Here is a 25,389-nt window from a genome sequence, read left to right as displayed (position 1 = left end):
CCAGACACAGGAGGCTGTCGTGAAATCCATACTGTTGCACATCAATGACGATCCTGGGCTCGAAAGCCGGATACAGGTCGCACTCGATCTGGCGCGGACCTTTGACGGGCACGTGACCTGCCTGCAGGCTGTATCGTTCGATATCTTCACGCCGGGCGATTTCTACGGCTCTGCAATGGCGGCGGCGATGCCGATCATCAAGGAGAACGCCGAGGCACTGCGCAAAAAGGTCGAAGCCGATCTCGCCAACGAGGACGTCGCCTGGGAATGGATATTCCAGTACGGCATGGCCGAACACCGGCTGCTCGAAAAGGCGGCGATGAGCGACGTGATCGTGGTCGGACCCAACGACGTGGGTGAGGAAGGTGCACGGCCGTCGCGCCTCGTCGGCGATCTCGTCCTCCATTCGCGCACTCCGGTGCTCGTGGTGCCGAAAGATCATGGGAAGCTTGACAGCAGCGGCCCCGCGCTTGTGGCGTGGAATGGTTCCGCCGAAAGCTGCGTCGCCCTGCGCGCGGCGGTACCGATGCTGGCACGAGCCTCGAAGGTCTACCTCGTCACGATCGGCGAGAAGAAGGCGCAGGAGAAGTTCGACTTCCCGCCGGTCGAAGGTGCCGAATATCTCAGCCGCCACGGAATCGAGGCCGAGATAGTAGAGATACCGGAAGAGGATGGGCCGATTGCCGACACGTTGTTCGCTGCGGCCGCCGTGCGGAAATGCGAATATCTGGTGATGGGTGCCTACGGCCGCTCGCGCCTGTCGGAGATGGTGCTTGGCGGCGTAACTCGCCGCAGCCTGACCAACCCGCGTATCCCGATCCTGATGGCGCATTGAACGCCTCGGGTGTGGAGGGCCCCGGGGGGTGGGGCCCTCCACTATCGCTCAATCGCCACTGTCGAGTGTGAGGCAATGCCATCCAAGGAAACGCCATTCGTTTCCGCGCTTTACCAGTGTGTCGGCGCATTTCTCGGTATTGTTCTCACGCTCGCCCTTGTAGTTCTCTTCGGTGATTCCGGCATAGTAATAGGCAATGGCAGTATCGCCGCTGACCGTGATCGCGAGCGGATCGAGCCTGTGGTGCAGGACTTTCCCCTCGGCACCGAATTTGGAAGCGCCCCGGCTCATCTCGGCTTTTGAGGTCGGGACGGGATAGGTGCCGTTCATGCCGTAACCGTCATCGTCCAGAATCTCGTGCCAGGTGCCCGGATCGGCATGTTCGTCCCAGGCACTGACTACCCATTGCCAGACTTCTGCTTGCTCATCCGACCATTCCTGGGCGGCGAGCGGGCTTGCGGTGAGTGCGGCTGCGGCGAGAACGCCGATTGTCATTGCAGATTTCATTTTCAGTCCCCTTGTTTCAGGGGAGAGCCTCAAGGGGCGCCGTATCCGCTCCCCCTCGAAAATCAGCAATGCCTGCGCTTGCGTATCATTCCCCGTACGCAGCGATCCCGGTCGCGAGTCGTTGCCCGGCGCCGCGGTTGCTCTAGCAGAAATCAGCCTGCAGGTCGTTCGCTCGAATTGGGTAATCCATGCAAAGGGCTATTCGCCTTGCTTGACCCGCTTCCGCATCATGCCTTCCTGCGCCACGCTGGCGACGAGCTCGCCCGCGCGGTTGAAGATCTTACCGCGATTGAAACCGCGGCCAGCGCCGCTCCACGGGCTGTCCGTGGCATAAAGCAACCATTCGTCTGCGCGCGCTTCGCGGTGAAACCACAGGGCATGGTCGAGACTCGCCCCGACGAGTTCGCCGCGCATCCATGACAGGCCATGCGGCAGCGCGCTGGTGCCGAGCAGGGTGAAATCGCTGGCATAGGCGATCACGGCTCGGTGCAGGGCGGGATCGTCGGGCAGGGGAGCCGCGGTGCGGAACCAGCTGTAGGCGCGTGGCTCACTCGGCTCGCTGTTCATCCAGTGAAGTCGTCCCGCGGTGCGCATCTCGATAGGACGCGGACGGGTGATGTTGGCCCTCGCTGCATCGTTCATCCGATCGCCAGCGCGTTCCGCGATTTCTCGGCGTACTTCCATGTCGGACTTCAGCTCCTCCGGTGGAGTGACGTCGGGCATGGGCGCATCGTCATGCGAAAGGCCCTCTTCAGGCCGCTGGAAACTTGTAGTGAGGTTGAGGATGGGCACCAGTTCGCCATCTTCACCGGTCTGGCTCGCGACGACCCGGCGATTGGCAAAACTGCGCCCTTCGAAGTCGGCCTCGACACGGTAGTCGATGGCCGGGCCTTCTTTCCCGCCGCGCAGGAAATAGGCGTGAAGCGAGTGCGCCTGCTTGCCATCACCGACGGTAGCTTGCGCGGCCTGGAGCGCCTGCGCAATGACCTGCCCGCCGAAAACCCTTCCGATGCCGTCCTTCTGCGGCAGTCCGGTGAAATGGCCCTCGTTCCCGGCCTCGACCGTCAGCAGTCTGACGAGGTCGGCTACGAGCTTTTCCGATGTCGTTTTCTCATTCATGCGCGCGGCTCTGCGACCAGTATCGCTGCGCGTCAATGCTGCTGGCCCGCGATCCCCAGCTTGCGCAGCGCGCGATAGGTGTAAGCCTTGGCCAGGTTGCTGGCAGGCCAACGGCGCGGAGGCGCCGGCGAGAAACCCGCCTTGCGCAACAGGCGGTTGAAACCACGCGCATCCGCTTCGGCATAACTCCATTCGCTGCGCCAGGTGATCGACAGCGAAATCGAGCTGACAGGTCCGTTGCGCACGTAATGCGGCGCCATGACAGGAACATACACGGCTCCGCCCTGCGCGATCGTGAAATCGGTTCCTCCTGTCGCCAGATCGTCCGACCAGGTCAGTTCACGAGCACCGCCCGCATGGTAGCTTTCATGCACCGTGTCCGGTGCGAAGCGACTGTCGCCCGCCGGGAATTGGGTCATCGTTTTCGACCCCTTCACCTGCAGCAGAATGTTATGCTCCGGATCGAAGTGATAGGGCGTGACGGCATTGGGGCTCGAAATGAAGATGAACCCCTGCGGAGTAAGCATGGTGCCGGTCTGCGCCTCGATCTGCGGGCGTATCTCCTCCAGCAGGCTGACGAGCAGGGCGTTGTAGAGGTCGTCCTGCTCGATGTTCTTTATCACAGCCCAGCTGTTGGCTTCGGCTATCTTGCGGATCGTGTCGCCGATCGACAGGCCGGTTGCGCCCGGCTTGCCGTCGACGCCGATCGGCAGGTCACCGCGATTGTACTCGATCGAGCTTTCCGGAAGACGTTCGGCCAGGGCTGCCAGAGCGCCGAGATCGAGCAATTGATTGCCGGCCAGCCGATGACTGAGAATATGCGGTGTTTCGGGATAATTCGCGGCGAACACATCGCGCGCCGCAGCGTCGAAAGTGGTCGCCTCGATACGGAAAGGGGCGTTCATGCTTGGGGGTCCTTCTTCGTTTCGGCGCGCAAGAGGCGCTCGAAGATGCGGCGACGGATTCCGCCGCCGATGGCGATATTGCGACCCAGCATGGTTCTTTTTTGTCGCCAGATACGTTCGATCATCGGATGCCCTTCGGCAGCGCAGCTGTCGCACCAGGCGATGTCTCCGCGATCGAGCAGTTCGAGATTTTCCTGCTGCAACAGGAAACCGGGGGAATAGCGTCCGAAGCGCTCATCATAAGCGGTCTTGAAGCTGAAGGCTCCGGGCGGGGTTATGAAATTGACCAGCATCGCCACAGGCTTGCCGTCGATCCGCAAGGCCAGCCGTTCCAGCTTGCCGGCGCGGGCAGCCCCGTGAAGCGCGCCGCGAAACATGTATTCGGTGTCCCGGGCAGACGCGATGGCCGAACCCGCCTGACCCTTCCAGCCAGCAGCTTCCAGCGAGAGGAACTCGTCGATCCAGTCACCGAGAGCACGTTTGCCCGACTGTCGTTCGAAGGTCAGCTCGCCTTCTTCGCCCAGCCGCTTGCGCAGGCGGGCGAGCTCCTTGCGGCGCTTTTTGGTGAGCGAGTCCTCGTAATATGCGCTTGAGGACAGCTCTGAACGCAGCAGGGCGCGCTCTTCCTGCGCCACGACGCCGGCCGGGCGATCTTTCTCTGCCAGGACCGCTTCGAGAGCGCGCTCGACCTGGCTTCCCTCGGGAATGGCGGGCAGGTGAAGGAACAGCGCTCCATTGGGATGGTCGTCGAGCGAACGCAGTAATTCCCGCAGGAAAGCACGTTCGAAACCCCTGGCGATCAAGGGAGAGCCGCAGAAGGCATTGGCATGGAGCCAAGTGGAGGCATGCGGCATCAGATAGCCATAATAGGCATGGCTATGTCCGACAGGCAGCAAGCCCCGGAGTTGACCGTTGGCGTATAGCGCGGCAACCTGCACCCTGTCCGACAGGTCGAACTGGGCGAGCGACGGCAGTAGGAACCACTCCTCGAAGAACGGATTGGGCTCGCTCGCGCTGCATGCCAGCGCCCGCCAGTCCTCGCGAAAAGCCTCGCAGAACAGCTCGTCGTAACTGAGCCAGTGGAGCCCGTTACCGCGCGCACGAATGGCCTGCTCGACAGAAGTCTCGTAGAGCTCCTGAGCAGGGGACGTTTCGTAGATATCCTGCGCGGCGGTTGCCATCTGACGCGTTAACTCTTCCTGTTGTGCCGGATCTGGCACTGTGAAGAGCGCAATAGCAGCGCGGCACTGCGGAATTCTTAAGGCGTTAGCAGGCCTGAATTAACCATGGGGGCAAGGAAAACCCCGCCCGGATCGCTCCGAGCGGGGTCTTCTGAATCAACCGGCTGAAAGACGATCAAAGATCGATATTCAGTTCCTTCGCCATCTTGATTGTCGATGGGTCCAGCGGAGGCTTGCTGGCATAGTCCGGGTCCGAGGAAACATAGGCCGGATTGTGCTTTTCAAGCCAGGCCGCCGCACCGCCAAGCCATTCGATGCGCGTATAATCGTAAGGCAGGTTATGCGTGTTCTTCTCCTGCTCGAGGTAGATGAAGTCCTTGCCTTCGACCTTGCCGGAGCTCTTGAGGTTACTCACCAGAACGCGGGCCTGTTCGACCGGAACGCGGGCATCGCGAACGCCGTGAACGATCATGATCGGAGCCCAGTCGCCATCGGTGTTTGCGGCCGGGCTGACGCTGTCGAGATCGGCCGCGCCCTTGGCGAGATAGTTCGAGCCGAACTTGCCGAGATAGCCGACGTCATAGCGACGCATCAGGCCGAGATCATAGACGCCGGCACCAGCGACGGTGCACTGCCAGCGGTTGGGATCGCGCTGTGCGGCGCGGGCCGAAGCATAACCGCCATAAGACCAGCCCATCATGCAGGCGCGGTTCGCATCGACGATACCCTGGCTCGCCAGATAATCGATCGCGTCGTTGAGATCGTCCTGCATGCGCATGCCGAAGCCATCGTCACGGCCTTTCTTGATCCATTCCGTGCCATATCCCCCCGAACCACGATAGTTCGGCTGCACCACGACATAGCCCTGTTCCGCCATGCTCTGGGCCCAGGGTTCATATTCTGCGTTGTCGCGCGGACCGAAAGGTCCGCCGTGGGTGATCATGACAACCGGGAGGTTCTTCTGCCCCAAACGATGGCGCGGCATCGTGACGGCGGCTTCGATCGTTTCGCCATCGCTTGCCGGGTAGCGGATCATCTTGACCGGATGGAGTTCCGCATCCTTCAGGGCATTGTTTATCCAGCCGACCTGTTTGAAATCACCGTTTTGCGTGTTGTAATAATAGAATCCGCCGGGCTGATTGGGCTTGGCGACATACAGCACGAGCTTGGTCCGATCTTCGCTCATACTGATGATACGCCCGTTATCTTTCCCGAAAGAGGCGTCGAGGATTTGCTCCTGAATCGTCTTCATCGTCGGGTCGAAATATTTCACCCGGCTGCGATCCGTCGTGTAGTTCACCCCGATAAGTTCATTGTTATCGCGGTTGGAGATTGCGCCTCCGACATCGTAGCCTTCGACTGCGAAGAGTTCCTCTACAATATCACCCGTCGTCAGATTGACCTTGTAAACCTTGGAAAAGCCATCGTGATTGCTGGTTGCAATCGCCATATCGGGCTCGTCGAGGAATATTTGCGGCTGGAGACCTTCACCGACGAAGTTCTCGTCGACCACTTTTTGCACGGTGCGAAAGTTACCTGAATCGCCAGAGCGGTAGAGGATGCGCGACTCCCCGTTGTCGGGATCATAGGACGTTCCCATACGAACAACGCCATCGCCGTCCGCATACCAGGAATTGACGATCAGATTGGGGCGCTGAAACCGTTCGAACTTGCCGGTCGCGACATCGACCTTGACCACTTCGGGTCGCCTCTGGTCCGCACCGCTTTCATAACCAAGGTTCTGTCTTTCGAGCAGGAACTCACCAGTGTCGTGATTGACGTGCAGGATGCGGCTCGCATTGCCACCGGAGTCGCGCCAGACCAGCGGCTCCATCTTGCCCGTGTTGACATTGAATGAGACGAGACGAGCGAGGTCGCCGCGCTGTCCGAAAATATTCTCACGGCTAAGAAGCTGAAATACCACGTGATCGTTGCCGATCCAGCGGTAGAAACCAACGGTGCGGTCTCCCGCCTCCATGAATTCGCCCGACGAGGCAAAGATTCTCGGCGTCGGGTTGGGGTCATCGAGATCAAGGACAGCGTAGACCTCCTGGCCATCGTTGTTGACTGTCATCGCCAAACGATTGCCTTCGGGCGAGATACGAACCTGCTGCGTATTCGGTATTGTGCCGATCTCTGAAATCGGCACCCGCTGGTTCGTCTGTTCAGCCGCCGCTGTAGATTGCGCCGCCACCGGTGCGACGGTCAGGGTGGCAATACCAAGTGCGACAGCGCTCACGCTGCGAACCGCGAAAGATTTGAATGTCATGAAATTTGTCCTGCGTCCCAATTGAATCCCGAAAAAGTCGGGGCGCAGAAATTTCCAAGCAATTACTTCAGACGCAGAAGCCCAGTCCCGCAGCGAAGTAGATCTTCAAAGACGCCCCATGACCAATTGTTTTGCCTGTTTATCTCTGAACTGCAAGTGAAAACCCCGCCCGGATCGCTCCGGGCGGGGCCTACCAGTCCCGTTTCCGGGTGAGTGCGATCAGACCGCCGCAAGTGCCGCGAGCAGCAGCAGCGCGACGATGTTGGTGATCTTGATCATCGGGTTCACGGCAGGACCGGCGGTATCCTTGTAAGGATCGCCGACCGTGTCGCCGGTCACGGCCGCGTGGTGAGCGTCAGAGCCCTTGCCGCCGTGATTGCCGTCCTCGATGTACTTCTTCGCATTGTCCCATGCGCCGCCACCGGCGGTCATGGAAAGCGCGACGAAGATACCGCCGACGATCACGCCCAGCAGAAGGGCGCCAACCGCAGCAAACGCATTCTCCTGTCCGGCGAGGAACAGGATCGCGAAGTAGACCACGATCGGTGCAAGCAGCGGCAGCATCGAGGGAACGATCATTTCCTTGATCGCGGCCTTCGTCACCAGATCCACCGTCTTCGCATAGTTCGGCTTGCTGGTGCCTTCCATGATGCCCGGGTCGTTCTTGAACTGGTCACGAACGTCCACAACCACGTCGCCGGCAGCGCGGCCGACGGCGGTCATGCCCATCGCACCGAACAGGTACGGCAGCAGTGCGCCGAGCAGCAGGCCGACAATGACGTAAGGGTTCTCGAGGCTGAAATCGACGTCAGCATCCGGGAACAGCTTCGCAAGGTCGGTCGTGTAGGCGGCAAACAGCACCAGTGCACCGAGACCGGCCGAACCGATGGCGTAGCCCTTGGTCACGGCTTTCGTCGTGTTGCCGACCGCATCGAGCATGTCGGTCTTCTCACGCACGCTTTCGTCGAGACCGGCCATCTCGGCGATGCCGCCAGCGTTGTCGGTCACCGGACCATATGCGTCCAGAGCAACGACCATGCCGGCCAGCGCCAGCATCGCGGTGGCTGCATAGGCGATGCCCATGAGGCCGGCGAGCTGGAAGGTTGCGATGATGCCCGCCACGATCACGATCGTGGGGAGAGCGGTCGATTCAAGGCTGATGGCGAGACCCTGGATCACGTTGGTGCCGTGGCCCGTTTCCGAAGCCTTGGCGATCGACTTCACCGGACGATAGTTCGTGCCGGTGTAGTATTCGGTGATCCAGATGATGAGGCCGGTGATGGCAAGGCCGATGACCGAGCACCAGAACAGGTCCCATCCGGTAAAGCCGGTGACCTGCTCCGCAGTGCCTTCTTCAGCCAGCGGCGCGCCCGCATCGATGCCCGAAACAGCACCGCCGATTTCCGTGCCGATGCCGCCGAGAGCATAATCGATCACGAACCAGATCAGCGGAACCGCGAGCACGGCGGAGATGATGAAGCCCTTGTACATCGCGCCCATCACTTTCGTGCCGCCCTTGCCGAGCTTCACGAAATAGGTGCCGATGATGCTGGTGAGGATGCAGGCACCCCCGATCAGCAGCGGAAGCGCCATCATCGGTGCCAGCAGATCGCCGAGCAGGTCGCCGAACAGCAGTGCGGTCAGCACCATGGTGACGCCAACGGTCACGACATAGGTTTCGAAAAGGTCGGCTGCCATGCCTGCGCAGTCGCCTACGTTGTCGCCCACGTTGTCGGCGATCACGGCCGGGTTGCGAGGGTCATCTTCGGGAATGCCGGCTTCGACCTTGCCGACGAGGTCGGCGCCGACGTCGGCAGCCTTGGTGAAGATACCGCCGCCAAGACGCGCGAAGATCGAAATGAGCGAGGCGCCGAAGGCAAGGCCCACGAGGCCGTAGACTACCTGGTCGCTGTCAGCCGCGTAATTCGCGATATTGGTGAGATACCAGTAGAACACGGCAATCGAGAGCAGGGCGAGACCTGCCACCAGCATGCCGGTGATTGCGCCGGCGCGGAATGCGAGGGTGAGACCCTGCTGCAAGCCTGTCTGCGCTGCGGCCGCAGTGCGGACGTTCGAGCGCACCGAGATGTTCATCCCGATGAAGCCGGCAACGCCCGACAGGATCGCGCCGATGACGAAGCCGATCGCCGGAACCAGGCCGAGGAACAGCAAGACGATTGCGGCAACGACCACACCGACGAAGCCGATGGTGGTGTACTGACGCTTGAGATAGGCCTGAGCGCCTTCCTGGATCGCTCCTGCGATCTCCTGCATGCGCGCATTGCCTGCATCGGCGCCCAGAACCTGACGGCTGGTGAAAGCGCCGTAGACGACGGCGAGCAAGCCCAACAGAATTGAAATGAGAACAAGGTCCACGAAAAATCCCCTCTTACAAACGTGGATGATTTTTATCCGGCCTCTCGTTGTGTGGAGGCACGTGGGCGGGAGGGCTATAGCGATGCCGTGGTGCTGACAAGGCCTCATTGCCCAGAGCCCGTGCTTTGGCCCCCGTTTCATCACTTTTGCTGAGAGAGGTTGCGCCTAGTGCTGGTAGCCGAGCGATCCGACAACGGGCGCGCCGTCGAGCAGGATCGGAGCGTCCGAGCGGGCCGTGACTTCGCCGATCCGGTGCGCCCTGATGGGCAAATTGGCTCCCGAGGGCGCCGTGAAGAGCAACTGGTAGTCATCGCCCCAGCGAATGCAGTCGTCAAAGCGCGCTCTGTCGGCAACGGGTATGGCCGCGTTCTCGAGCGAAAGGGTAACCTCGCTTGCCTTTGCCAGTCGCGTCGCATCGAGCAGCAGGCCGTCGGAAATATCCATCATCGCCGTGGCGACGGCTGCAAGGGCTCGGCCCGTCTCAAGCAGAGGGATGGGACGGACGAAGGCTTCGCGGTGCGCCTCGATGCCTTCATGACCGAGCATCGCCTGGCCGAGGTCTCCGGTCACGAAAACGCCGTCGCCCACCTTCGCCCCGCTGCGCGACGGCACCGGGGTATGGGTGGCGCGGCCGATTGCGGTCAGGCCGAGCGTGCGAGGACCGTCGGCGCGGATCGTATCGCCGCCAAGCAGCGGCGCATCGTATGTATCGAGTACGGCGCGCAGGCCCTCGATGAACCGCCCGTCGCCATCGCTATCACCAAGCGAATACGCGAGCATCACACCGATGGGCTCGGCGCCTGCGGCCGCGAGGTCGGACAGGTTCACCGCGACAAGCTTCCACGCAACATCGAAGGGATCGGCGCTTTCGGGCCAATGCGTGCCTTCGGCCATGCTGTCATGCGTGATGACCAGCGTTTCGGAACCGAACTCCAGCACCGCGCAGTCGTCTTCGAGATTTCTTGCGCCCCGATGGAGCGACAGGCCGCGCAGGGCCTCGATAAAGTCGAGCTCGCCGCTCAGTGTCTCACGTCCCTGGCAATCGCATCGAGGATACCGTTGACGAACTTCGCTTCGCGATCGTCGAAGAAGGCCTTCGCCACATCGACATATTCGTTGATCACCGCGGCTGTCGGCACGTCCTTGCGCGCAACCAGTTCGTAAGCGCCACTGCGCAGGATCTGCAGCATGGTCTTGTCGAGCCGTGCGAGCGTCCAGCCGGTCGAGAGCTTGCCGATGACCAGCTCATCGATCTCCTCGCGCCGCGCATCAACGCCGGATACGATGTCGTCGAAGAAATCCACCTCGGCTTCGCCATAGTGGTCCTCGTCGATTTCCTTGCCCAGCCGGTGCTGGTGAAACTCGTCGAGCAGGCGGGCGAGCGCGGTGCCCTCCATCTGCTGCTGATAGAGCGCCTGGACGGCGGCGAGCCTTGCGGTCGAGCGGGCCTGCGAACGGGCAGGGGAGTTCATTTGAGCCTCAATTCTACGGATTTTGCGTGCGCGGGCAGTCCTTCGGCATGGGCGAGCGCGACGGCCGCCGGGCCGATCTTGTCAAGCGCGCCATCGCCCAGTTCGATGAAGCTGGTGCGCTTCATGAAGTCGAGCACCGATAGCCCGCTGGCGAAGCGCGCGCGGCGCCCGGTCGGAAGGACGTGATTGGGTCCGGCGACGTAATCGCCCACGGCTTCGGGGGTCATCCGGCCGAGGAAAACGCTGCCGGCATGGCGGATGGCCCTGAGCAGCGGTTCGGGTTCGGCAACGGCGAGTTCGATATGCTCGGCGGCGAGTGCATCGGCCAGTTCGACGGCCTGCGAAAGTTCGTCCACCACGATCATCACGCCGTGGCTTGTCCAGCTCTCATTGGCGACCTTGTGGGTCGCGAGCGTCGCCAGTTGCAAATCGACGCAATCTTCGACCTGGGCGGCAAAGGTTTCGTCGTCGGTGATCAGGATCGATTGCGCGGATGGATCGTGTTCGGCCTGGCTGAGCAGGTCGGCGGCGATCCATTCGGGATTGTTGTCCTTGTCGGCAATAACGAGGATCTCGCTTGGTCCTGCAACCATGTCGATCCCGACAACACCGAAGAGCTGGCGCTTGGCCTCAGCGACATAGGCATTGCCGGGGCCGGTGATGACGTCGACCTTGCGGATCCGCTCGGTCCCGTAAGCGAGCGCGGCTACGGCTTGCGCTCCGCCGACACGCCAGATCTCGTCGACTCCGGCAACATGGGCCGCGGCGAGCACCAGCGGGTTGCTCTCGCCCTTGGGGGTCGGGGTGACAACGACCAGGCGCTCGACACCGGCGACCTTGGCCGGAATGGCGTTCATCAGCAATGAGGATGGGTAGGCAGCCCGGCCACCCGGAACATAGAGCCCGGCCGCGTCGACCGCGCGCCAGAGCGCACCCTGGCGCACGCCTGCATCGTCGGTGAAGTCGCGGTCTGCGGGCAATTGCGCCTCGTGATATACACGGATGCGCGTCGCCGCGAGTTCCAGCGCATCGCGCAGATCGGGTTGCAGCTCATCATAAGCTGCGCGGCACTGTTCGGTAGAGATCACCCAGTCTTCGTCGGTCGAAAGCCGGTGACTGTCGAAGCGCATCGAATATTCGGCCAGCGCCTTGTCGCCACGCTGGCGCACTTCCCTGAGGATATCGCGGACCTGAATTGCGACGTCGCTGTCGCTTTCGCGGCGGTCGTCGACAATGCGACGGAACCGCTTCGCAAAATCGGGATCGTTGATGTTGAGGCTGCGCATCAGGCCGCCTCGCGTTCTTGCGCGATGCTACGGAACGCGTCGACGAGTTCGCCCACGCGCGGATCGGTCTTGAGCGCGGCGCGGTTGACGATCAGGCGCGCCGAGACATCCATGATCGGATCGCTCTCGACCAGCCCGTTTTCTTTCAGCGTGCGTCCGGTCGAGACGAGATCGACGATCTGGCTGGCTAGGCCGAGCGAGGGAGCAAGCTCCATCGCGCCGTTCAGCTTCACGCATTCGGCCTGGATGCCTCGCGCTTCGAAATGACGGCGGGTGAGGTTCGGATATTTGGTGGCGACGCGCATATGGCTCGAATGCACGTGCGGGGCATCTGCTCCCGCAACGCGCGCCACCGAAAGGCGGCAGTGACCGATGTCGAGATCGACGGGCGCATAGAGATCGGCATAGTCGAACTCCTCGATCACGTCCGATCCGACGATCCCGATCTGCGCTGCGCCATGTGCGACGAAGGTTGCCACATCGAATGCGCGCACGCGGATCAGGCGCATGTCCTCGCGTGTGGTGGCAAAGCTCAATGAACGGTTGCCCTTGTCGTGGAACGCATCTTCCGGCACCACGCCTGCGCGCGCCATGACTGGCAGCGCTTCGTCGAGAATGCGGCCCTTTGGAATGGCAAAGGTCAGTTGCTGGGTTGCTTGGTCGGTCATCGCGCCGCGGCACTTAGGCATTGGGCAGCAAAAGGGCAATCAAAAGGAGGCCATATGGTGGATGGCGCGGTAATGGACATCACTTCGATCGAGGATGCGATCGAATGGCAGGCGCGCCATGCAGAAGAGGGCGGCGCACCGGGCACGGCCAAGGTCATTCGGGCGCTGCTGGCCCTGCTCGATGGCGAGACTGCTGTTGGTCGCCGCATCGCGAACTGGCAGGGCCTTTCGCTCAAGGATGCCATGCCGCTGAGGATCGCCGGGGGCCTGCATAACCTCGTATTGCGCGGCGCGGATACGCGCCTCGCCGATGTCTATGCCGGGCGCATGACGGCCCAGCCGAGCGTGGATGCGCTGGTGTGTGAACTGGTGAGCGCGCATGATGCAGAGCTGATGCCCTGGCTCGACGGACCGCCTCAGACCAACGAAGCGGGGCGCTCCGCGTCTCTCATGGCGGGACTGCTGTGGCTGGCAGGGCGTGTGCCGCCGCGCTTCGAAATGCTCGAACTGGGCGCAAGTGCGGGCATCAACACCATGATGGATCGCTATCATTACGAGTTGGGCGGTGTGGCGGTCGGGCCGGATGCGAGCCCCATGAGTATCGCCCCCGAATGGCGCGGGGAAGCGCCGCCGGACAATCAGCTGGAGATCGTCTCGATCAGGGGCTGCGATATTTCTCCGGTCGATCTGACCGACGAGGACGCGGTCCTGCGTCTCAAGAGCTATGTCTGGCCTGAGGCGTCCTTGCGCATGCACCGGATCGATGCCGCCGCCGAATTGGCTGGCGAGCGCAAGCCCGATGTGGTCGCTGCCGATGCCGCCGATTTCGTCGAGGCTGCCCTGGCCGAGCCGCAGGAGGAGGGCACTACCCGCGTGCTATTCCACTCGATCGTGTGGCAATATATTCCCGAAGCAAGTCAGGGCCGGATCGAAAAAGCGATGGCTTCGGCTGCTGAGAATGCGACTACGGACCGCCCGCTTGCGTGGATGAAGCTGGAGACCAACCGCGAGACGTTCCGCCACGAATTGCGCCTGCGCTATTGGCCCGGCGGCGCGGAGGAAGTCATGCTCGCGCATGCCCATCCGCATGGTGCCTGGGTCGAATGGACCGGCGCGGAGTAGGCTCTCGGCCTAGGCTGTCCGCTCTAGAAACGCGTCCATTGCGGAGTTGAACTCTGTCGGCGCTTCCCAAGGGACGAAGTGCCCGCAATCCGGCACCTTCACGATTTCGAGAGGTTCGATCACTTCGTCCAGCCCGTCGAGATTCTCGGGCGGCAAAGCCATGTCGTCCAGCGCCCAGATGACAAGCGTGGGTATGGTCAGTTCCGGCAAGGACGGAGGGGTGTAGGCCGCAGGCAATTCAAAGGGTTCGCCCATCCTCGGAACCGTCATCGGACTTGCGCGATAATAATTGAGCATTCCGAAAGCCGCGTCGGTATCTTTCCAGTCCTCGAGCAATGCTTCGCGCTCTGAAGGCTCCATGGCTGACGGCTTGTCCCAATTGACTGCGTGCTGAAGCAGACCTGTCAGCCCATGCTCGCGAACCAGCGCGTCATTCGCAGGATCGCGAAAAGCGCGGATGTACTGGCTCGCCTCACGCTGCTCGCGATTGGTGTAGAGCAGGCGCTGGAAAACAAGGGGATGCGGCGCATTGGCGATCACGGCGCGGGTGACGCGGGCGTGCTGGCCGGTGACGGCAACGCCCCAGGCGATCGCTCCGCCCCAGTCGTGACCGACGATAGTGAATGTGTCGATGCCCAGCGCATCGGCGAGCAGGAAGATGTCACCGATCAGCTTGTCGGGCGTGTAGGCTTCGACCTCCTGCGGCTTCGACGAGCCGCGATAGCCGCGCTGGTCGGGCGCGATGCAGCGGTATTGGTCGGCGTAATGCGCGATCTGGTGGCGCCAGGTGCGATGGCTTTCGGGAAAGCCGTGGAGGAAGATCAGCGCGGGTGCATCACGCGGGCCCTCATCGACAACATCGAGCTCGATGCCATTGGCGAGTTTGACGCGGGTCTGCTTCATCGCGCGTCAGCCTTCCGCTTCCATCTTTTCCATGTAGCCGTTGGCGACCATGCCCGCGACCTGATCGAGCAGCTGGTCGGGCGTTCGGCGGAGTTCGCCCATCGCCTCCTCCATACCCTCGGCCACGATGATCTCGCGCTGGGCGAGCACGATGGCATCTATCATCTTCTTGGCCGCGTCATCCGGGCGAATGCCTTCGTCGATTACCTTGTCACTCCGCCCGCGCTTGCTGCCGTCGGCGGTCAGCGCATTGCGGCTGACGTCGGTCGCGATCGAGCCGGGGTAAATGACGTGAACCGAAACGCCTTTCTGGCTGAGTTCGGCGCGCAGCGCGTCGGCATAGCCGGCAAGGCCGAATTTCGCCGCGGAATAGGCGGTTCGCATCGGCACGCCGACCTTGCCTGCGATCGAGGAGATGAAGGCCAGGCCGCCCGAGCCGCGCTCTGCCATGTGGCCGATCAGGCCCTGGGCAAAGGCAATCTGCGCCGTGAGATCGATCTCGATGATATCGCGATAGACCTGCATGTCGGTCTTGAGCGCCTGGCTGCGCTGCGACACACCGGCATTGGCAACCGCGAAATCGACGCCGCCCTTCCAGTCGATCGCTTTTCGCGTCGCCTCGGCCAGCGCATCATCGTCACGAACGTCGAATGGAAGAATCAGCGTTTCGCCGCAGTCCTTGGCCACTTCGGACAGGCGCGCCTCGTCACGCCCCGACAGCACCAGATGCGCGCCGCGGCTGGCCCATTCGCGTGCAAGCGCCGCGCCGATCCCTGACGATGCGCCCGTGATCCAGACGACCTTATCCTTGAAATCCATGCAATCCTCTCCAGCCGGTGTTCTAGGGGTAGCTGACCGTTTTCGGTTCACCTTCGGGTAGCGGAATTCTTTCCTCCGAGTCACCCGGTACTTCGGGGAAGCGCTGATTGACCCAGTCCTCTCGCGCCTGGCGGATGCGGTCACGGTTTGAACTGATGAAGTTCCACCAGACGTGACGCTGGGTGGCAAATGCTTCGCCGCCCAGCAGCATGACGCGCGCACCCTTTTCCGAAGCCAGCGTCATCGCCTGACCCGGCTTCAGCACGGCCAATTGATACAGCTGCAGCGCCTCGCCATCCACGCTCGCTTCGCCATCGACCAGCATCACCGCGCGTTCTTCCGCCTCGGCATCGATCGGCAGGCTTCCCGATGGAGCGAGGTGAATCTCGGCATAAATCGTCTCGGCATGTGTCGTGGTCGCTGCGCGCTTGCCCCAAAGTTTGCCCATGATGACGATGGCCTTGGCGCATTGGTCCTCGACGATGGGCAGGTCGGAGATTGCCTCGAAGGCGGGATCGATTTCTTCCTGTCCGTCGGGCAATGCGAGCCATGTCTGCATGCCGAACAGCTTGGGGCCGCCTTCGCGCTCGCTCTCCGGGCTGCGCTCGGAATGGACGATGCCCTTGCCAGCGGTCATCAGGTTCACCTGACCCGGACGGATGGTGGAATAGCTGCCGAGACTGTCGCGATGGTCGATCGCTCCTTCGAACAGCCAGGTGACCGTGGCGAGATTGATATGCGGGTGCGGGCGCACATCCATGCCACCGCCCTGATCGAGCTGCGCGGGACCGAACTCGTCGACGAAGATGAAGGGGCCGACCATGGTGCGCGCTTTCGATGGCAAGGCGCGGCGCACTTCGAATTGCCCCAGATCATGGGTCGTCGGGGTTATCGTCTGCGTGATCATTGCACCTGATCCTCCTTCATCAACTCGGCGATGTTCTCGGGAAAGATGGCCTCAGGCCAAGCGCGCAATTCTTCCTGCGTAAACCAACGGTGTTCCTGCATGACGCGCTGTTCGAGCTCGGTATGGTTCGACGTATCGATTCTGGTTTCCCGGACATGCACACGGAAATAGCGCTCGTCGGCCTTAACCGGTTCCCCTTCGACGGTGACGAACTCCGGACAGATGCGTGCAATCTGCTCGCCGGGATCGGCATCGATGCCGGTTTCCTCGAAGAGTTCGCGGCGGGCCGCGTCGATGAAGCTTTCGTCCGGATCGCATTCGCCACCCGCCGTCACCCAGAAGGGATCGCGCCCCTCTACGTCGAAGCGGAACATCAGCAAGCGGTCATGCTGATCGATGACGATGATCCTCGCTGCGCGCCTGATGCGCTTCGCTGGCGCGCCGATACTCACGCTGGTGGTGCGCTGGCCTTGATCGCAAGGGCGTGAACGCGCTCGCCGGGAATGTCTCCAAGCGCAGCGATCACGGCTCGCTGGCGCTGCAGCCGGTTCATATCGGCGAAGGCGGCCGCCTCGATCACCACGGTGAAGTGGGATTCGCCGCTGCCATCGTCGCCCGAATGGCCCGCGTGTTTCGCGCTGTCGTTGATCACGTCGAGCCGCGAAGGGATGAACGCCTCGCGCAGCCGCGCTTCGATTTCCTGTGCCATTGTTCCGGTCATGCGGATCATTTGGGGGTTCACAGATGGCTTGTCCATGCCCATCCTAATGGCGATGGCGCAGTCGAGATTTCATGGGCGGTTCGAAGATAGTGGCCGCGAATGCGAGCATCCGACTTGCACCGAGGCGGGCGAGTTTCGCGCTCCGGGTTATCGCGGGAGCAGTTTCGACGGGCCGGGCGAATATCGCTGGTTCTGCCTCGACCATGTGCGCGAGTTCAATTCCGGATACGACTGGTTCGAGGGAATGAGCGCCGAGGAAATCCTCACCGCGCAGTCTCCCTCATCGGGCTGGCAGACCGAAAGCCCCGCCTTCCGCGCCACTGCCGGTGTCGACGGGATGCCGCGCTGGGCCGACTTCCACGATCCGCTCGATGCAATCGGCGCGCGTGCCAATGGCATCAAGAGCCGCGCGCGGCGCGAGGCCGAGATGGCGATGGACGGCAGGTTCAACCGCGACGAGGCACAGGCGCTCGAAACGATGGGGTTGGGTCTCGACACCGACCGGCGACGCTTGCGCAGGCGCTACTCGGAGTTGGTCCGGCGCTATCACCCGGACCGCAACGGCGGCGACCGCAAGTACGAAAAACGGCTCACCCGTGTGGTCGAAGCCTATCAGCTGCTGCGCAAGTCGAACGCCATCGGCTGACTTCGCGGCCTTACCAGCTTCCCTCTGCCATTTTCCGCTGACGTTCAGCCTCGCGCTTGCTCGTGCTCTGCCCCGGCGCATCTTCGGGGTAGGGCGGCAAAGGCCCGTTGGGGCGATAGGTGGTGATCACCGTCCCCTTGTCGGTCACGCGGTGATCGGTCACCTCCAGCATGGCGGCAGGCGTGCCATCACCGAAGAGGCGTTTGCCTTGGCCGAGGACCACGGGGAAAGTCATGACTGTCAGTTCATCGATCAAGCCGTCTGCAAGCAAAGCTGGATAAAGCGTGCTCGATCCCTGGATAAGCAGGTCGGGGCCATCGGTCTCTTTCAGCGTCGCGAAACCATCGATCCCGTCTAGCCGGTGACTGTTCTCCCATTCGAGCGGCCGGTCACCTCTCGTCAGGACGAACTTGTCGATCCTCGTGAACAATTCGCCCATGCCGCCATCGGCGTCGCCGACATAGCGCCAATAGGCTGCGAAAATGTCATAGGTCCGCCGACCGAGTAGCAAGCTGAAATCGCCAGAGAACAGGGGGCCGAGCGTCTCATCGAGTCCCTCGTCGCCGACCTTGAACACCCAGCCGCCTTCGCTGAAACCGCCGGTGATGTCTTCGGCCGGACCTCCCGGGGCCTGAATGACCCCGTCGAGGGAAACGAACACGGCACCCTTGATCTTGCGAGACACTGTTCATTGACCTTCGGCGGCTTCCTCGATCAACTTCTGGTCGACCGCGAGTGCGTCCTGATATTTCTCGCGTGCCGAAAGCCGATCGACATAGGACTTGAAGCCGGGGCGCTCGGGAATCGAGCCAAAGCGCAGTCCCCAGATGAATTGACTGCCGAAGTAAACGTCGGCCATCGTGAAGCGGCTGCCGGCAGCGTAATCGTTGTTCTCGAGCCAGTCGGCGCACGCGTCCAGCGTGAGATCGAGCGAGCCGAACCCGGCCATGCCGCGCCGTTCCTCCGGCACTTCCCAATCCATCGCCTTGGCAACGACCGCCTGTTCGAGCGGTCCCGCGGCGAAGAAAAGCCAGCGGAAATAGGATGCCTTCTCGTGGGCGTCGGGCAGCAAGCCGGCATCGGGATGGGTTTCGGCGAGATAATGGCAGATCGCCGCCGCCTCGGTCACGACGTGGTCGTGATCGCCATGGTGGTGGACGAGCGTCGGCACCTTGTTCATGGGGTTGATCTGCTTGAAGCTGTCGGGGCGCGTCGCCCAGTCGAACACGACCTGATCGTAGTCGGCACCCGCTTCGTGCAGCGCCCAGCGCGCGATCTGCCCCCGGCTCATCGCGACGGTGTAGAATGTGAAATCGGCCATGGGTTCATCGCCCTTTCGTCAATAGCGGTTCGAACTCTCCGAAGATCAGGCGCGATGGGTCGAAGGGCGGATCGCCGGCAGGATAGCCTTCAAATCCTTCACCCCGTCCCATGGCTTCCTTGGCTTTCTCCAGCGTTTCCTTGTCGGGCCAGATCACCCATCCGGTAACGATCTTCTCGCCGTCGGGCGCGGCTACGGCCTTGCGAAGGTCGGTATTCTTGCCGTCGGGAACATATGCTTCCCACGCCTCCATCACTTCCAGAGCGCCGTGACTCATCGACCAATTCGCCATGAACTCGGCCGCTTCGAGATATGCCTGCCTGTTGGATTCCGGCACCGAAAGCGCAGCTACCGCGATATACATTGGCAATCCCTCCCATCGTCCGACGGCGGGGATATACTACATTTCGCCTGGTTGCATGCAGTCAATTTTGGCGGAACGCCCATCGCAGTGTCTTGCCGACACCCCAGGTGGCGGCGCGCGCTGGAAGTGCGGCGAGACCGGGACGCTCCAGACCCAGCATGGAACGCGCAAAGCTTGGCAGCATTGCGACCGCCTCTGCGCCGAGCATTGCCTGGACGGCGGGCGGCGCGCCCTCTGGTCGCTGGGTCAGCACGAGTTGTGCGATCTCCCGCGCTTCGGGCGATGTGCGAAGATCGCGGCGTAGCTCGCGCAGCAGCGCCTCGGCTTCGTTGCGGTTTTCAGGGACGGGATCGGCGCCAAGCGCGCGCGCGATCAGCGCGAATTGCCGGAAATATTCGTCCTGCTCATGGCCCGGCATGTCGGGCCGGACATGGCGCTTGTAGGCGGCAAGGAAACTGGTCGCTTCGACTACGTGAACCCAGGCAAGCGTGCGCGGATTGCTCGCGGAATAGGCGGTCCCGTCGGGCAGGGTGCCGCTCACCTTGGCATGGATACGGTTGACCCGCTCTATGGCCTTGTGTGCGTCGTCTCTGTGCCCGAAGGTCGTGACGGCTATGAAACGCGCGGTGCGTCGCAGGCGCCCATGCATGTCCGCACGAAAGTTCGAATGATCGAGCACGCCCTGCAGCGCATGCGGGTGGAGCATCTGCAGCAGCAGGCCGCGAATCCCGCCGACCATCATGCCCACGATATCGGCATGGACCATGCGGATCGGCGAATCGCGCTCGAACAGCGCCTCGTCGGAAGGTGGCACCGGCTGCTGTCCGCCCTCGACATCGTTGAAAACGCCCCGCACCTGATCGACGAGTTTGATGCGCAGGCTTTCGATCGGATCGGGCATAGCGCCCTATATAGTTATGCAGGCGCTATTGAAAATGTTTGGCCATGCCCGCTTGCGGCTGCCCTGACACGCGGCTAACCGTGCTTTCGACATGCAAGACTTGATGGCAACCGATTACGACGGCACAGCGAAAACGCTGTTTCCCGCTCCCGACACCACGATCGACGTGCGCGACACGTTCGGCATCGATATCGACTGGCAGGTTCCGGCCTTCAGTCTCGCCGACGAACGCGTGCCCGAACTGGACAAGGACTACGTCTTCGATCCGGAAACGACTCTCGCGATCCTTGCAGGCTTTGCCCATAACCGCCGCGTGATGGTGCAGGGATATCATGGTACGGGTAAGTCGACCCATATCGAACAGGTCGCAGCGCGACTCAAATGGCCCAGCGTTCGCGTCAACCTCGATGCGCATATCAGCCGTATCGACCTCGTCGGGCGCGATGCCATCGTCCTGAAAGACGGGTTGCAGGTTACCGAGTTCAAGGAAGGCATCCTTCCCTGGGCGCTGCAGCACCCGATCGCGCTGACATTCGACGAATATGACGCGGGCCGGCCGGACGTGATGTTCGTGATCCAGCGTGTGCTCGAAGCGCAGGGTGCGCTGACGCTGCTCGACCAGAACAAGGTCATCACGCCCGATCCGCACTTCCGTCTGTTCGCGACCTCGAACACTGTCGGCCTTGGCGACACGAGCGGGCTCTATCATGGCACGCAGGCAATCAACCAGGCGCAGATGGACCGCTGGAACATCGTGACGCAGCTCAACTACCTCGCGCCCGAGGTCGAGGTGAAGATCGTCAAGACCAAGAGCCCGGAGACGGACGAGGAGACCATCGCCAACATGGTCAAGGTGGCGGAATTGACCCGCCAGGGTTTCATGAATGGCGACATCTCGACCGTGATGAGCCCGCGTACCGTGATGACTTGGGCGCAGAATACCGAGATCTTCAACTCGATCGGTTTCGGTTTCCGCCTCAGCTTCCTCAACAAGTGCGACGAGGCAGAGCGCGTGCTGGTGAGCGAATATTACCAGCGCGTCTTCGGTGAAGACCTGCCCAGCGGCGTGGCAAAGACAGCCAGTTAGGCGGCTCGAACAGCCCACTTTCGTTCAGCATCGGTAAAAGCACTCGCCTTTACTGTGTTAATCGGATAACACAGTCTCGATGTTTGCCTGGTTGAAATCATCACGCGACCCGAATTCAAGCGGTGCCGATGAACGGCAGCGTAATTCCGCGCGGTTCTTTCCGATCGATGATGCCCCGGGCGACGGCTGGGACTTCGACGAGGAGCTTCCTCGTCGACACCGGTTCGGGCCGGCTTATGACGATTGGGACGAACGGCTCGACCGCATCGAGCGCCACGTTGGTCATGAGGAGCGCCGCCGCAAGGGCTGGTGGCGTCCGTCGTTCTGGCGCGGACGCCGCAAGCGCTGGTGGGCGGTTCGCATCGTTGCCGGACTTGTCTTCGCTTTTATCTTGCTCGTCGGTTGGCTGGCACTGACTGCGCCCCTCAACAAGTCGCTCGAGCCGATTGCCGCCCCACAGGTAACTCTGCTCGCCAGCGATGGTACTCCTATCGCACGGAGCGGGGCGATGGTGGCCGACCCTGTCGAAGTGGCCAAACTGCCCGATCACGTGGTCGGCGCATTTCTCGCGATCGAGGACAGGCGTTTCTACGATCACTGGGGCGTCGATCCGCGAGGACTTGCTCGTGCGGCGTGGTCCAATGCGACGGGCGGGCCGACGCAGGGCGGCAGCACGATCACCCAGCAGCTTGCCAAGTTCACCTTTCTCACGCCCGACCAGACGCTGACGCGCAAGGCGCGCGAAATGCTGATCGCGTTCTGGCTCGAAAGCTGGCTGACCAAGGACGAGATTCTCGAACGGTATCTTTCGAACGCCTATTTCGGTGACAACCAGTATGGCTTGCGCGCGGCCAGTCTGCATTACTTCTACCGACAGCCGGAGAAACTGCGCCCCGAACAGGCTGCGATGTTGGCCGGTTTGCTCAAAGCGCCTTCACGGCTCGCCCCGACCAAGAATTACGAATTGGCGCGCGAGCGCATGCAACTGGTGATCGGCGCCATGGTGGAGGAGGGCTATCTGACAGAAGCCCGCGCCCGGAGCCTGCCGAACCCGAGGCTCGATGTCCGCACCCGCAACACGGTGCCGACCGGTACCTATTTTGCCGATTGGGCGCTGCCGATCGCGCGGCAGGACATGGAAAGCGGCTACGCCAAACAGACCATCACGACGACGCTCGACGCGCGGCTGCAGGGAATCGCGGGGCGAGTGATCAAGCGCGCGCCGCTCGGGAATGCTCAGGTTGCGCTGGTTGCGATGCGGCCGAGCGGCGAGATCGTCGCCATGGTCGGCGGCAAGGATTATGCCACCTCGCCCTTCAACCGCGCGACGCAGGCAAAACGTCAGCCGGGTTCGACCTTCAAGCTCTTCACCTATCTCGCGGCGATCGATGCCGGGATGGAGCCAGACGATTTGCTCGACAACAGCGCGATTACCCAGGGCAGCTATCGCCCCAAGAATGCGCGGGAGAATTACTCTCAGGCCATCACGCTCGAAGACGCCTTCGCGAGATCTAGCAATGTCGCCACAGTGCGTCTCTTCAACCAGGTCGGCAGCGATAGGGTGATAGAGACCGCGCGCGATTTCGGCATCGAATCTGACCTTCCTCGCGGCGATCCGAGCCTCGCGCTTGGCACATCCACGGTCACGCTTCTGGAATTGACCAGCGCCTATGCCGGCGTCGCGGGCAATCGCTTCCCGGTCGAACCGCATGCCTTTCCCCGCGAGGAGGAAAGCTGGTGGCAGAGCATGATCAGCGGTGATCGTTCCATGTCGTCGCGCAAGCATGCTGCCATGGAGCAATTGCTGCGTTCGGCCATAAACAAGGGAACGGGCAGGGCAGCGATGCTCTCCGGTCCCAATTTCGGCAAGACCGGCACGACACAGGACAACCGCGATGCTCTTTTCGTCGGCTACGCCGGTGATCTGGTGGTCGGCGTATGGGTCGGCAATGACGACAACTCACCGCTCGACGGAGTCAGCGGCGGCGGGCTCCCGGCACGGATCTGGCGTGATTTCATGCGTGCAGCGCTCGCAGGTACCGACGCCGTCCGGCCCGATGCTCCGCCCGATCCGCGCGGACCGGTCCAGCCGATGGACGTGCCCGAGATCGATGATATTCCGCTTGATACGGGGGACCTCGACATCACTATTCGCGATGGCGAGCTGGTAGTGTCGGGCGGGGAAGGCGGAATTCCGCTCGACGTGATCCTGAACGAAGACGGCGTCAGGATCGATCCGGGCCGCCTCGAAGAGCTTATCGAGCGCGAGGCGCAGACGCGTGAGCGCGAACTCGAGCGGCTTGAGGCGCGCTAGGTACTTTCTTCCCTGTCAGCCATCAGGATATTCATCACCGCGCTTGCGATCGGCCGATCGCGGTCATCCTGCCACGCCTCTACCGTCAGGTTGGCATTACGCCGCCCAAGCCGGGTAATGCGACCGTGCGCATAGGTGCGCTTCTGCTTGCCAGCGCTCAGGAATTGCACCGTGATATTGATCGGCTTGAGCTGCGGGGAGCGTCCTTCCTCGTCGAGACGCGCTCTCAGCGCCGCATATCCGGCAGTCTCGAGCAGGCCGCTGGTTGCACCGCCGTGGAAGGCGCCGGGACGTCCTTCTATGATCGAGGAGAAGTCGATCACGACTACCGGGGCTCCATCGTCGAGACGCTCGATCTCGATGCCAAGCGAGCGTGCATAGGGGGTCAACTTGTGGGCGTGTTCGGCACTATTCGACATTGCCGCCTCCCATCTTTCGGGGGTCCATGGCGATCGTCATGAACACACCCGCCATGGTCGCAACCGGATCGTCCGCATCGCCGTCATGCGCGATCCCGCGCACGAATGCGGCAGATCGCGTGGTGCGATAGCATTCGACCCGCCCGATTACCGAGCTGCGTTCCTTGGCCGGGCGCTGGTAATCGACGCGTAAGTCCAGGGTTGCGACAGGGGCGAAGACCTGCCGCGTCACCCATATGCTCATGCCCGAAGCCATGTCGAGCATGCTGACGATCGGGCCCGATGCGAGCACGTGGCGGTCTTCCTCGCCCAGCAAGTCTGCCCGCCAGGGCAATTCCAGCTCGACCCAAGTTTCGCCATGATCGCGGTACTGCAGCCCGAGCCAGCCGGAATGTCCATGCGATAGGAAGAACTTGCTGGCAGCTGCCGGATCGAACGAAGAATCGAGTTCTTTCATGATGCTAACGCCTTGAAAACGTTTAGAAGAGTTAACTTAAACAACTGACTTTCCTCGTTCAGTTCCTGACCGCGTGGACGGCAATGGTGCCGGCACGTTTGACGGAGACCCTTAACATGAACACACCAAAGATCGACCTCGCATCGCTGCCCGGCCTCGACACAGTAACCGGTATTTTCGGAAGCACTGCGCAGGCTGGCGCGGCTTATGACGACGGCGTCGTCGCGATCATGGTCTATGTGTACGACGTCGTGCCCCCGTCTGCGATCGTTTGACGCATCGCAATGCGAATTGATGCGAAATTGGAGGCGCTGCGGGGCGATCCTGCCTCGCAGCGCCGCACGCGGGAAGCGATGAAACAAGGCTTCAGGGAATGGAGCAGCTTGGAAGCCGTCGCGGAAATCAGCACTGCGATGAAGGTCTATGCGCAATGCGGCGTGCTTGAGAGATGCGCACCGCTTGCGGGCCTGCTGAGCGATGCCGAAACAGCGCGAGAGTTTATCGATGAATGGGCGGGGCATTTCAGCCGCGCTCTCGCTACCGAGGAACTTGGCCTGATACCCTTTCGTCACAGTTATTCTCCAGGACTTTCGACGCTTCAACTGATCGCGATGGGGTAGGCTTCGCTTTCGCTGCTGACTTACGAGGAGAAAGCCTTCGTCCAGCCAGCGCCAACCGCAATCTTTGCAGATTGGTCCCAGCACGAGATCGTGATAGCTGGCGCAGCACAGGGATATATCCATGATCGCCACCCATCGGATGGATCGATCGGGAGCAGGGACTACACCTG

General features: G+C 62.0%; 28 protein-coding genes. 7 read left to right on the top strand and 21 right to left on the bottom strand.

Annotation, left to right across the window (positions count from 1 at the left end; genetic code table 11):
• Nucleotides 1-19: 19 nt before the first annotated feature.
• Nucleotides 20-835, top strand: coding sequence for a universal stress protein (locus CCE89_RS02070; RefSeq protein ID WP_086436368.1), 816 nt, complete (start codon nucleotides 20-22; stop codon nucleotides 833-835).
• A 48-nt stretch (nucleotides 836-883) separates the two neighbouring features.
• Here CCE89_RS02070 and CCE89_RS02065 read toward each other — a convergent pair whose 3' ends face one another.
• From CCE89_RS02065 to hisG, 10 genes are all read right to left on the bottom strand, one after another.
• On the bottom strand, nucleotides 884-1,342 hold the full coding sequence (locus CCE89_RS02065; protein WP_143255938.1) for a DUF4440 domain-containing protein: 459 nt from the start codon (nucleotides 1,340-1,342) through the stop codon (nucleotides 884-886).
• Between the two features lie 198 nt (nucleotides 1,343-1,540).
• Complete coding sequence (locus tag CCE89_RS02060; protein WP_086436366.1) at nucleotides 1,541-2,461, bottom strand: acyl-CoA thioesterase; 921 nt, start codon at nucleotides 2,459-2,461, stop codon at nucleotides 1,541-1,543.
• A 32-nt stretch (nucleotides 2,462-2,493) separates the two neighbouring features.
• The gene (locus tag CCE89_RS02055) at nucleotides 2,494-3,366 is read right to left on the bottom strand and encodes a cupin domain-containing protein (protein ID WP_086436365.1); all 873 of its coding nucleotides are present in this window, start codon (nucleotides 3,364-3,366) and stop codon (nucleotides 2,494-2,496) included.
• Nucleotides 3,363-4,547: a GNAT family N-acetyltransferase gene (locus CCE89_RS02050; RefSeq protein WP_086436364.1), complete on the bottom strand. Its 1,185-nt coding sequence runs from the start codon at nucleotides 4,545-4,547 to the stop codon at nucleotides 3,363-3,365. Before CCE89_RS02050 ends, CCE89_RS02055 begins: the two co-directional genes overlap by 4 nt.
• Before the next feature lie 175 nt (nucleotides 4,548-4,722).
• Nucleotides 4,723-6,816, bottom strand: coding sequence for an alpha/beta hydrolase family protein (locus CCE89_RS02045; RefSeq protein ID WP_086436363.1), 2,094 nt, complete (start codon nucleotides 6,814-6,816; stop codon nucleotides 4,723-4,725).
• Between the two features lie 219 nt (nucleotides 6,817-7,035).
• Nucleotides 7,036-9,192 carry a sodium-translocating pyrophosphatase gene (locus CCE89_RS02040; RefSeq protein ID WP_086436362.1) on the bottom strand — a complete coding sequence of 719 codons (2,157 nt, stop codon included), beginning with the start codon at nucleotides 9,190-9,192 and terminating at the stop codon, nucleotides 7,036-7,038.
• 165 nt (nucleotides 9,193-9,357) lie between these two features.
• Nucleotides 9,358-10,194 carry a thiamine-phosphate kinase gene (thiL, locus tag CCE89_RS02035; RefSeq protein ID WP_327078638.1) on the bottom strand — a complete coding sequence of 279 codons (837 nt, stop codon included), beginning with the start codon at nucleotides 10,192-10,194 and terminating at the stop codon, nucleotides 9,358-9,360.
• A 17-nt stretch (nucleotides 10,195-10,211) separates the two neighbouring features.
• Nucleotides 10,212-10,664, bottom strand: coding sequence for a transcription antitermination factor NusB (gene nusB / locus CCE89_RS02030; RefSeq protein ID WP_086436360.1), 453 nt, complete (start codon nucleotides 10,662-10,664; stop codon nucleotides 10,212-10,214).
• A complete protein-coding gene (hisD, locus tag CCE89_RS02025) occupies nucleotides 10,661-11,950 on the bottom strand; it encodes a histidinol dehydrogenase (protein ID WP_086436359.1) in 1,290 nt (429 codons plus the stop codon). The genes nusB and hisD overlap by 4 nt, the downstream gene beginning before the upstream one ends.
• Nucleotides 11,950-12,618, bottom strand: coding sequence for an ATP phosphoribosyltransferase (hisG, locus tag CCE89_RS02020; protein WP_086436358.1), 669 nt, complete (start codon nucleotides 12,616-12,618; stop codon nucleotides 11,950-11,952). Before hisG ends, hisD begins: the two co-directional genes overlap by 1 nt.
• A gap of 54 nt (nucleotides 12,619-12,672) precedes the next feature.
• On the opposite strand from hisG, the gene CCE89_RS02015 reads away from it, so the two are divergent.
• Nucleotides 12,673-13,740: a DUF2332 domain-containing protein gene (locus CCE89_RS02015; protein WP_200810275.1), complete on the top strand. Its 1,068-nt coding sequence runs from the start codon at nucleotides 12,673-12,675 to the stop codon at nucleotides 13,738-13,740.
• A 9-nt stretch (nucleotides 13,741-13,749) separates the two neighbouring features.
• Here the strand turns inward: CCE89_RS02015 and CCE89_RS02010 are convergent, their stop codons facing one another.
• From CCE89_RS02010 to CCE89_RS01990, 5 genes are read right to left on the bottom strand one after another with little or no spacing between them, the layout of a single operon-like run.
• Nucleotides 13,750-14,643, bottom strand: a complete 894-nt coding sequence (locus CCE89_RS02010; RefSeq protein WP_086436357.1) for an alpha/beta fold hydrolase — start codon at nucleotides 14,641-14,643, stop codon at nucleotides 13,750-13,752.
• 6 nt (nucleotides 14,644-14,649) lie between these two features.
• Nucleotides 14,650-15,462 (bottom strand): SDR family NAD(P)-dependent oxidoreductase, encoded by an 813-nt coding sequence (locus tag CCE89_RS02005; RefSeq protein WP_086436356.1) that lies wholly within the window; start codon nucleotides 15,460-15,462, stop codon nucleotides 14,650-14,652.
• 22 nt (nucleotides 15,463-15,484) lie between these two features.
• Nucleotides 15,485-16,369: a pirin family protein gene (locus tag CCE89_RS02000; protein WP_086436355.1), complete on the bottom strand. Its 885-nt coding sequence runs from the start codon at nucleotides 16,367-16,369 to the stop codon at nucleotides 15,485-15,487.
• On the bottom strand, nucleotides 16,366-16,821 hold the full coding sequence (locus CCE89_RS01995) for an NUDIX hydrolase (RefSeq protein WP_086436354.1): 456 nt from the start codon (nucleotides 16,819-16,821) through the stop codon (nucleotides 16,366-16,368). The genes CCE89_RS02000 and CCE89_RS01995 overlap by 4 nt, the downstream gene beginning before the upstream one ends.
• Nucleotides 16,818-17,090 (bottom strand): BolA family protein, encoded by a 273-nt coding sequence (locus CCE89_RS01990; RefSeq protein WP_200810289.1) that lies wholly within the window; start codon nucleotides 17,088-17,090, stop codon nucleotides 16,818-16,820. The genes CCE89_RS01995 and CCE89_RS01990 overlap by 4 nt, the downstream gene beginning before the upstream one ends.
• A gap of 52 nt (nucleotides 17,091-17,142) precedes the next feature.
• On the opposite strand from CCE89_RS01990, the gene CCE89_RS01985 reads away from it, so the two are divergent.
• Nucleotides 17,143-17,736, top strand: coding sequence for a J domain-containing protein (locus tag CCE89_RS01985; RefSeq protein ID WP_086436952.1), 594 nt, complete (start codon nucleotides 17,143-17,145; stop codon nucleotides 17,734-17,736).
• A gap of 10 nt (nucleotides 17,737-17,746) precedes the next feature.
• Here CCE89_RS01985 and CCE89_RS01980 read toward each other — a convergent pair whose 3' ends face one another.
• The 4 genes from CCE89_RS01980 to CCE89_RS01965 all read right to left on the bottom strand — a co-directional run bounded on the left by CCE89_RS01980 (nucleotide 17,747) and on the right by CCE89_RS01965 (nucleotide 20,322).
• The gene (locus CCE89_RS01980) at nucleotides 17,747-18,421 is read right to left on the bottom strand and encodes a dihydrofolate reductase family protein (RefSeq protein ID WP_086436353.1); all 675 of its coding nucleotides are present in this window, start codon (nucleotides 18,419-18,421) and stop codon (nucleotides 17,747-17,749) included.
• 3 nt (nucleotides 18,422-18,424) lie between these two features.
• A complete protein-coding gene (locus CCE89_RS01975) occupies nucleotides 18,425-19,057 on the bottom strand; it encodes a glutathione S-transferase family protein (RefSeq protein ID WP_086436352.1) in 633 nt (210 codons plus the stop codon).
• Between the two features lie 4 nt (nucleotides 19,058-19,061).
• Entirely contained in the window at nucleotides 19,062-19,421 is a 360-nt protein-coding gene (locus tag CCE89_RS01970) for a DUF1428 domain-containing protein (RefSeq protein ID WP_086436351.1), read from the bottom strand.
• Nucleotides 19,422-19,482: 61 nt separating this feature from the next.
• Nucleotides 19,483-20,322: an oxygenase MpaB family protein gene (locus CCE89_RS01965; RefSeq protein WP_086436350.1), complete on the bottom strand. Its 840-nt coding sequence runs from the start codon at nucleotides 20,320-20,322 to the stop codon at nucleotides 19,483-19,485.
• Between the two features lie 91 nt (nucleotides 20,323-20,413).
• Between CCE89_RS01965 and CCE89_RS01960 the strand changes: the two genes are divergently transcribed.
• Together CCE89_RS01960 and CCE89_RS01955 are read left to right on the top strand one after the other, a co-directional pair.
• The gene (locus tag CCE89_RS01960; RefSeq protein ID WP_234989890.1) at nucleotides 20,414-21,409 is read left to right on the top strand and encodes an AAA family ATPase; all 996 of its coding nucleotides are present in this window, start codon (nucleotides 20,414-20,416) and stop codon (nucleotides 21,407-21,409) included.
• A 79-nt stretch (nucleotides 21,410-21,488) separates the two neighbouring features.
• On the top strand, nucleotides 21,489-23,723 hold the full coding sequence (locus tag CCE89_RS01955) for a transglycosylase domain-containing protein (protein WP_086436349.1): 2,235 nt from the start codon (nucleotides 21,489-21,491) through the stop codon (nucleotides 23,721-23,723).
• Here the strand turns inward: CCE89_RS01955 and CCE89_RS01950 are convergent.
• Together CCE89_RS01950 and CCE89_RS01945 are read right to left on the bottom strand one after the other, a co-directional pair.
• Entirely contained in the window at nucleotides 23,720-24,142 is a 423-nt protein-coding gene (locus CCE89_RS01950; RefSeq protein ID WP_086436348.1) for a PaaI family thioesterase, read from the bottom strand. The genes CCE89_RS01955 and CCE89_RS01950 overlap by 4 nt on opposite strands.
• Nucleotides 24,132-24,599, bottom strand: a complete 468-nt coding sequence (locus tag CCE89_RS01945) for a PaaI family thioesterase (RefSeq protein ID WP_086436347.1) — start codon at nucleotides 24,597-24,599, stop codon at nucleotides 24,132-24,134. The genes CCE89_RS01950 and CCE89_RS01945 overlap by 11 nt, the downstream gene beginning before the upstream one ends.
• Nucleotides 24,600-24,715: 116 nt before the next feature.
• Here CCE89_RS01945 and CCE89_RS15325 point away from each other — a divergent pair, with 116 nt between their 5' ends.
• Nucleotides 24,716-24,874, top strand: coding sequence for a hypothetical protein (locus tag CCE89_RS15325; protein WP_200810274.1), 159 nt, complete (start codon nucleotides 24,716-24,718; stop codon nucleotides 24,872-24,874).
• A gap of 108 nt (nucleotides 24,875-24,982) precedes the next feature.
• Nucleotides 24,983-25,219, top strand: a complete 237-nt coding sequence (locus tag CCE89_RS01940) for a hypothetical protein (RefSeq protein WP_143255937.1) — start codon at nucleotides 24,983-24,985, stop codon at nucleotides 25,217-25,219.
• The last annotated feature ends 170 nt before the right edge of the window (nucleotides 25,220-25,389 follow it).

It is taken from the genome of Altererythrobacter xiamenensis (assembly GCF_900177715.1).
In the GTDB taxonomy this organism is placed as follows: domain Bacteria; phylum Pseudomonadota; class Alphaproteobacteria; order Sphingomonadales; family Sphingomonadaceae; genus Erythrobacter; species Erythrobacter xiamenensis.
The sequence above is the reverse complement of the archived record's forward strand: the minus strand, read 5'-3'. Positions and strand labels throughout refer to the sequence as shown.

Excerpts from the sequence above, each read along its gene's own strand:
- CCE89_RS01955 (WP_086436349.1), top strand. The coding sequence starts at position 21,489 with ATGTTTGCCTGGTTGAAATCATCACGCGACCCGAATTCAAGCGGTGCC.
- CCE89_RS02005 (WP_086436356.1), bottom strand. The coding sequence starts at position 15,462 with ATGGATTTCAAGGATAAGGTCGTCTGGATCACGGGCGCATCGTCAGGG.
- CCE89_RS01985 (WP_086436952.1), top strand. The coding sequence starts at position 17,143 with ATGGCGCAGTCGAGATTTCATGGGCGGTTCGAAGATAGTGGCCGCGAA.
- nusB (WP_086436360.1), bottom strand. The coding sequence starts at position 10,664 with ATGAACTCCCCTGCCCGTTCGCAGGCCCGCTCGACCGCAAGGCTCGCC.
- CCE89_RS01945 (WP_086436347.1), bottom strand. The coding sequence starts at position 24,599 with ATGAAAGAACTCGATTCTTCGTTCGATCCGGCAGCTGCCAGCAAGTTC.
- CCE89_RS01950 (WP_086436348.1), bottom strand. The coding sequence starts at position 24,142 with ATGTCGAATAGTGCCGAACACGCCCACAAGTTGACCCCCTATGCACGC.
- CCE89_RS02050 (WP_086436364.1), bottom strand. The coding sequence starts at position 4,547 with ATGGCAACCGCCGCGCAGGATATCTACGAAACGTCCCCTGCTCAGGAG.
- CCE89_RS01965 (WP_086436350.1), bottom strand. The coding sequence starts at position 20,322 with ATGCCCGATCCGATCGAAAGCCTGCGCATCAAACTCGTCGATCAGGTG.
- CCE89_RS02045 (WP_086436363.1), bottom strand. The coding sequence starts at position 6,816 with ATGACATTCAAATCTTTCGCGGTTCGCAGCGTGAGCGCTGTCGCACTT.
- CCE89_RS02015 (WP_200810275.1), top strand. The coding sequence starts at position 12,673 with ATGGTGGATGGCGCGGTAATGGACATCACTTCGATCGAGGATGCGATC.
- CCE89_RS02000 (WP_086436355.1), bottom strand. The coding sequence starts at position 16,369 with ATGATCACGCAGACGATAACCCCGACGACCCATGATCTGGGGCAATTC.
- CCE89_RS01990 (WP_200810289.1), bottom strand. The coding sequence starts at position 17,090 with ATGACCGGAACAATGGCACAGGAAATCGAAGCGCGGCTGCGCGAGGCG.
- CCE89_RS01970 (WP_086436351.1), bottom strand. The coding sequence starts at position 19,421 with ATGTATATCGCGGTAGCTGCGCTTTCGGTGCCGGAATCCAACAGGCAG.
- CCE89_RS01960 (WP_234989890.1), top strand. The coding sequence starts at position 20,414 with ATGCAAGACTTGATGGCAACCGATTACGACGGCACAGCGAAAACGCTG.
- hisG (WP_086436358.1), bottom strand. The coding sequence starts at position 12,618 with ATGACCGACCAAGCAACCCAGCAACTGACCTTTGCCATTCCAAAGGGC.
- hisD (WP_086436359.1), bottom strand. The coding sequence starts at position 11,950 with ATGCGCAGCCTCAACATCAACGATCCCGATTTTGCGAAGCGGTTCCGT.
- CCE89_RS01975 (WP_086436352.1), bottom strand. The coding sequence starts at position 19,057 with ATGGCCGATTTCACATTCTACACCGTCGCGATGAGCCGGGGGCAGATC.
- CCE89_RS15325 (WP_200810274.1), top strand. The coding sequence starts at position 24,716 with ATGAACACACCAAAGATCGACCTCGCATCGCTGCCCGGCCTCGACACA.
- CCE89_RS02060 (WP_086436366.1), bottom strand. The coding sequence starts at position 2,461 with ATGAATGAGAAAACGACATCGGAAAAGCTCGTAGCCGACCTCGTCAGA.
- CCE89_RS02055 (WP_086436365.1), bottom strand. The coding sequence starts at position 3,366 with ATGAACGCCCCTTTCCGTATCGAGGCGACCACTTTCGACGCTGCGGCG.
- CCE89_RS02065 (WP_143255938.1), bottom strand. The coding sequence starts at position 1,342 with ATGAAATCTGCAATGACAATCGGCGTTCTCGCCGCAGCCGCACTCACC.
- CCE89_RS02010 (WP_086436357.1), bottom strand. The coding sequence starts at position 14,643 with ATGAAGCAGACCCGCGTCAAACTCGCCAATGGCATCGAGCTCGATGTT.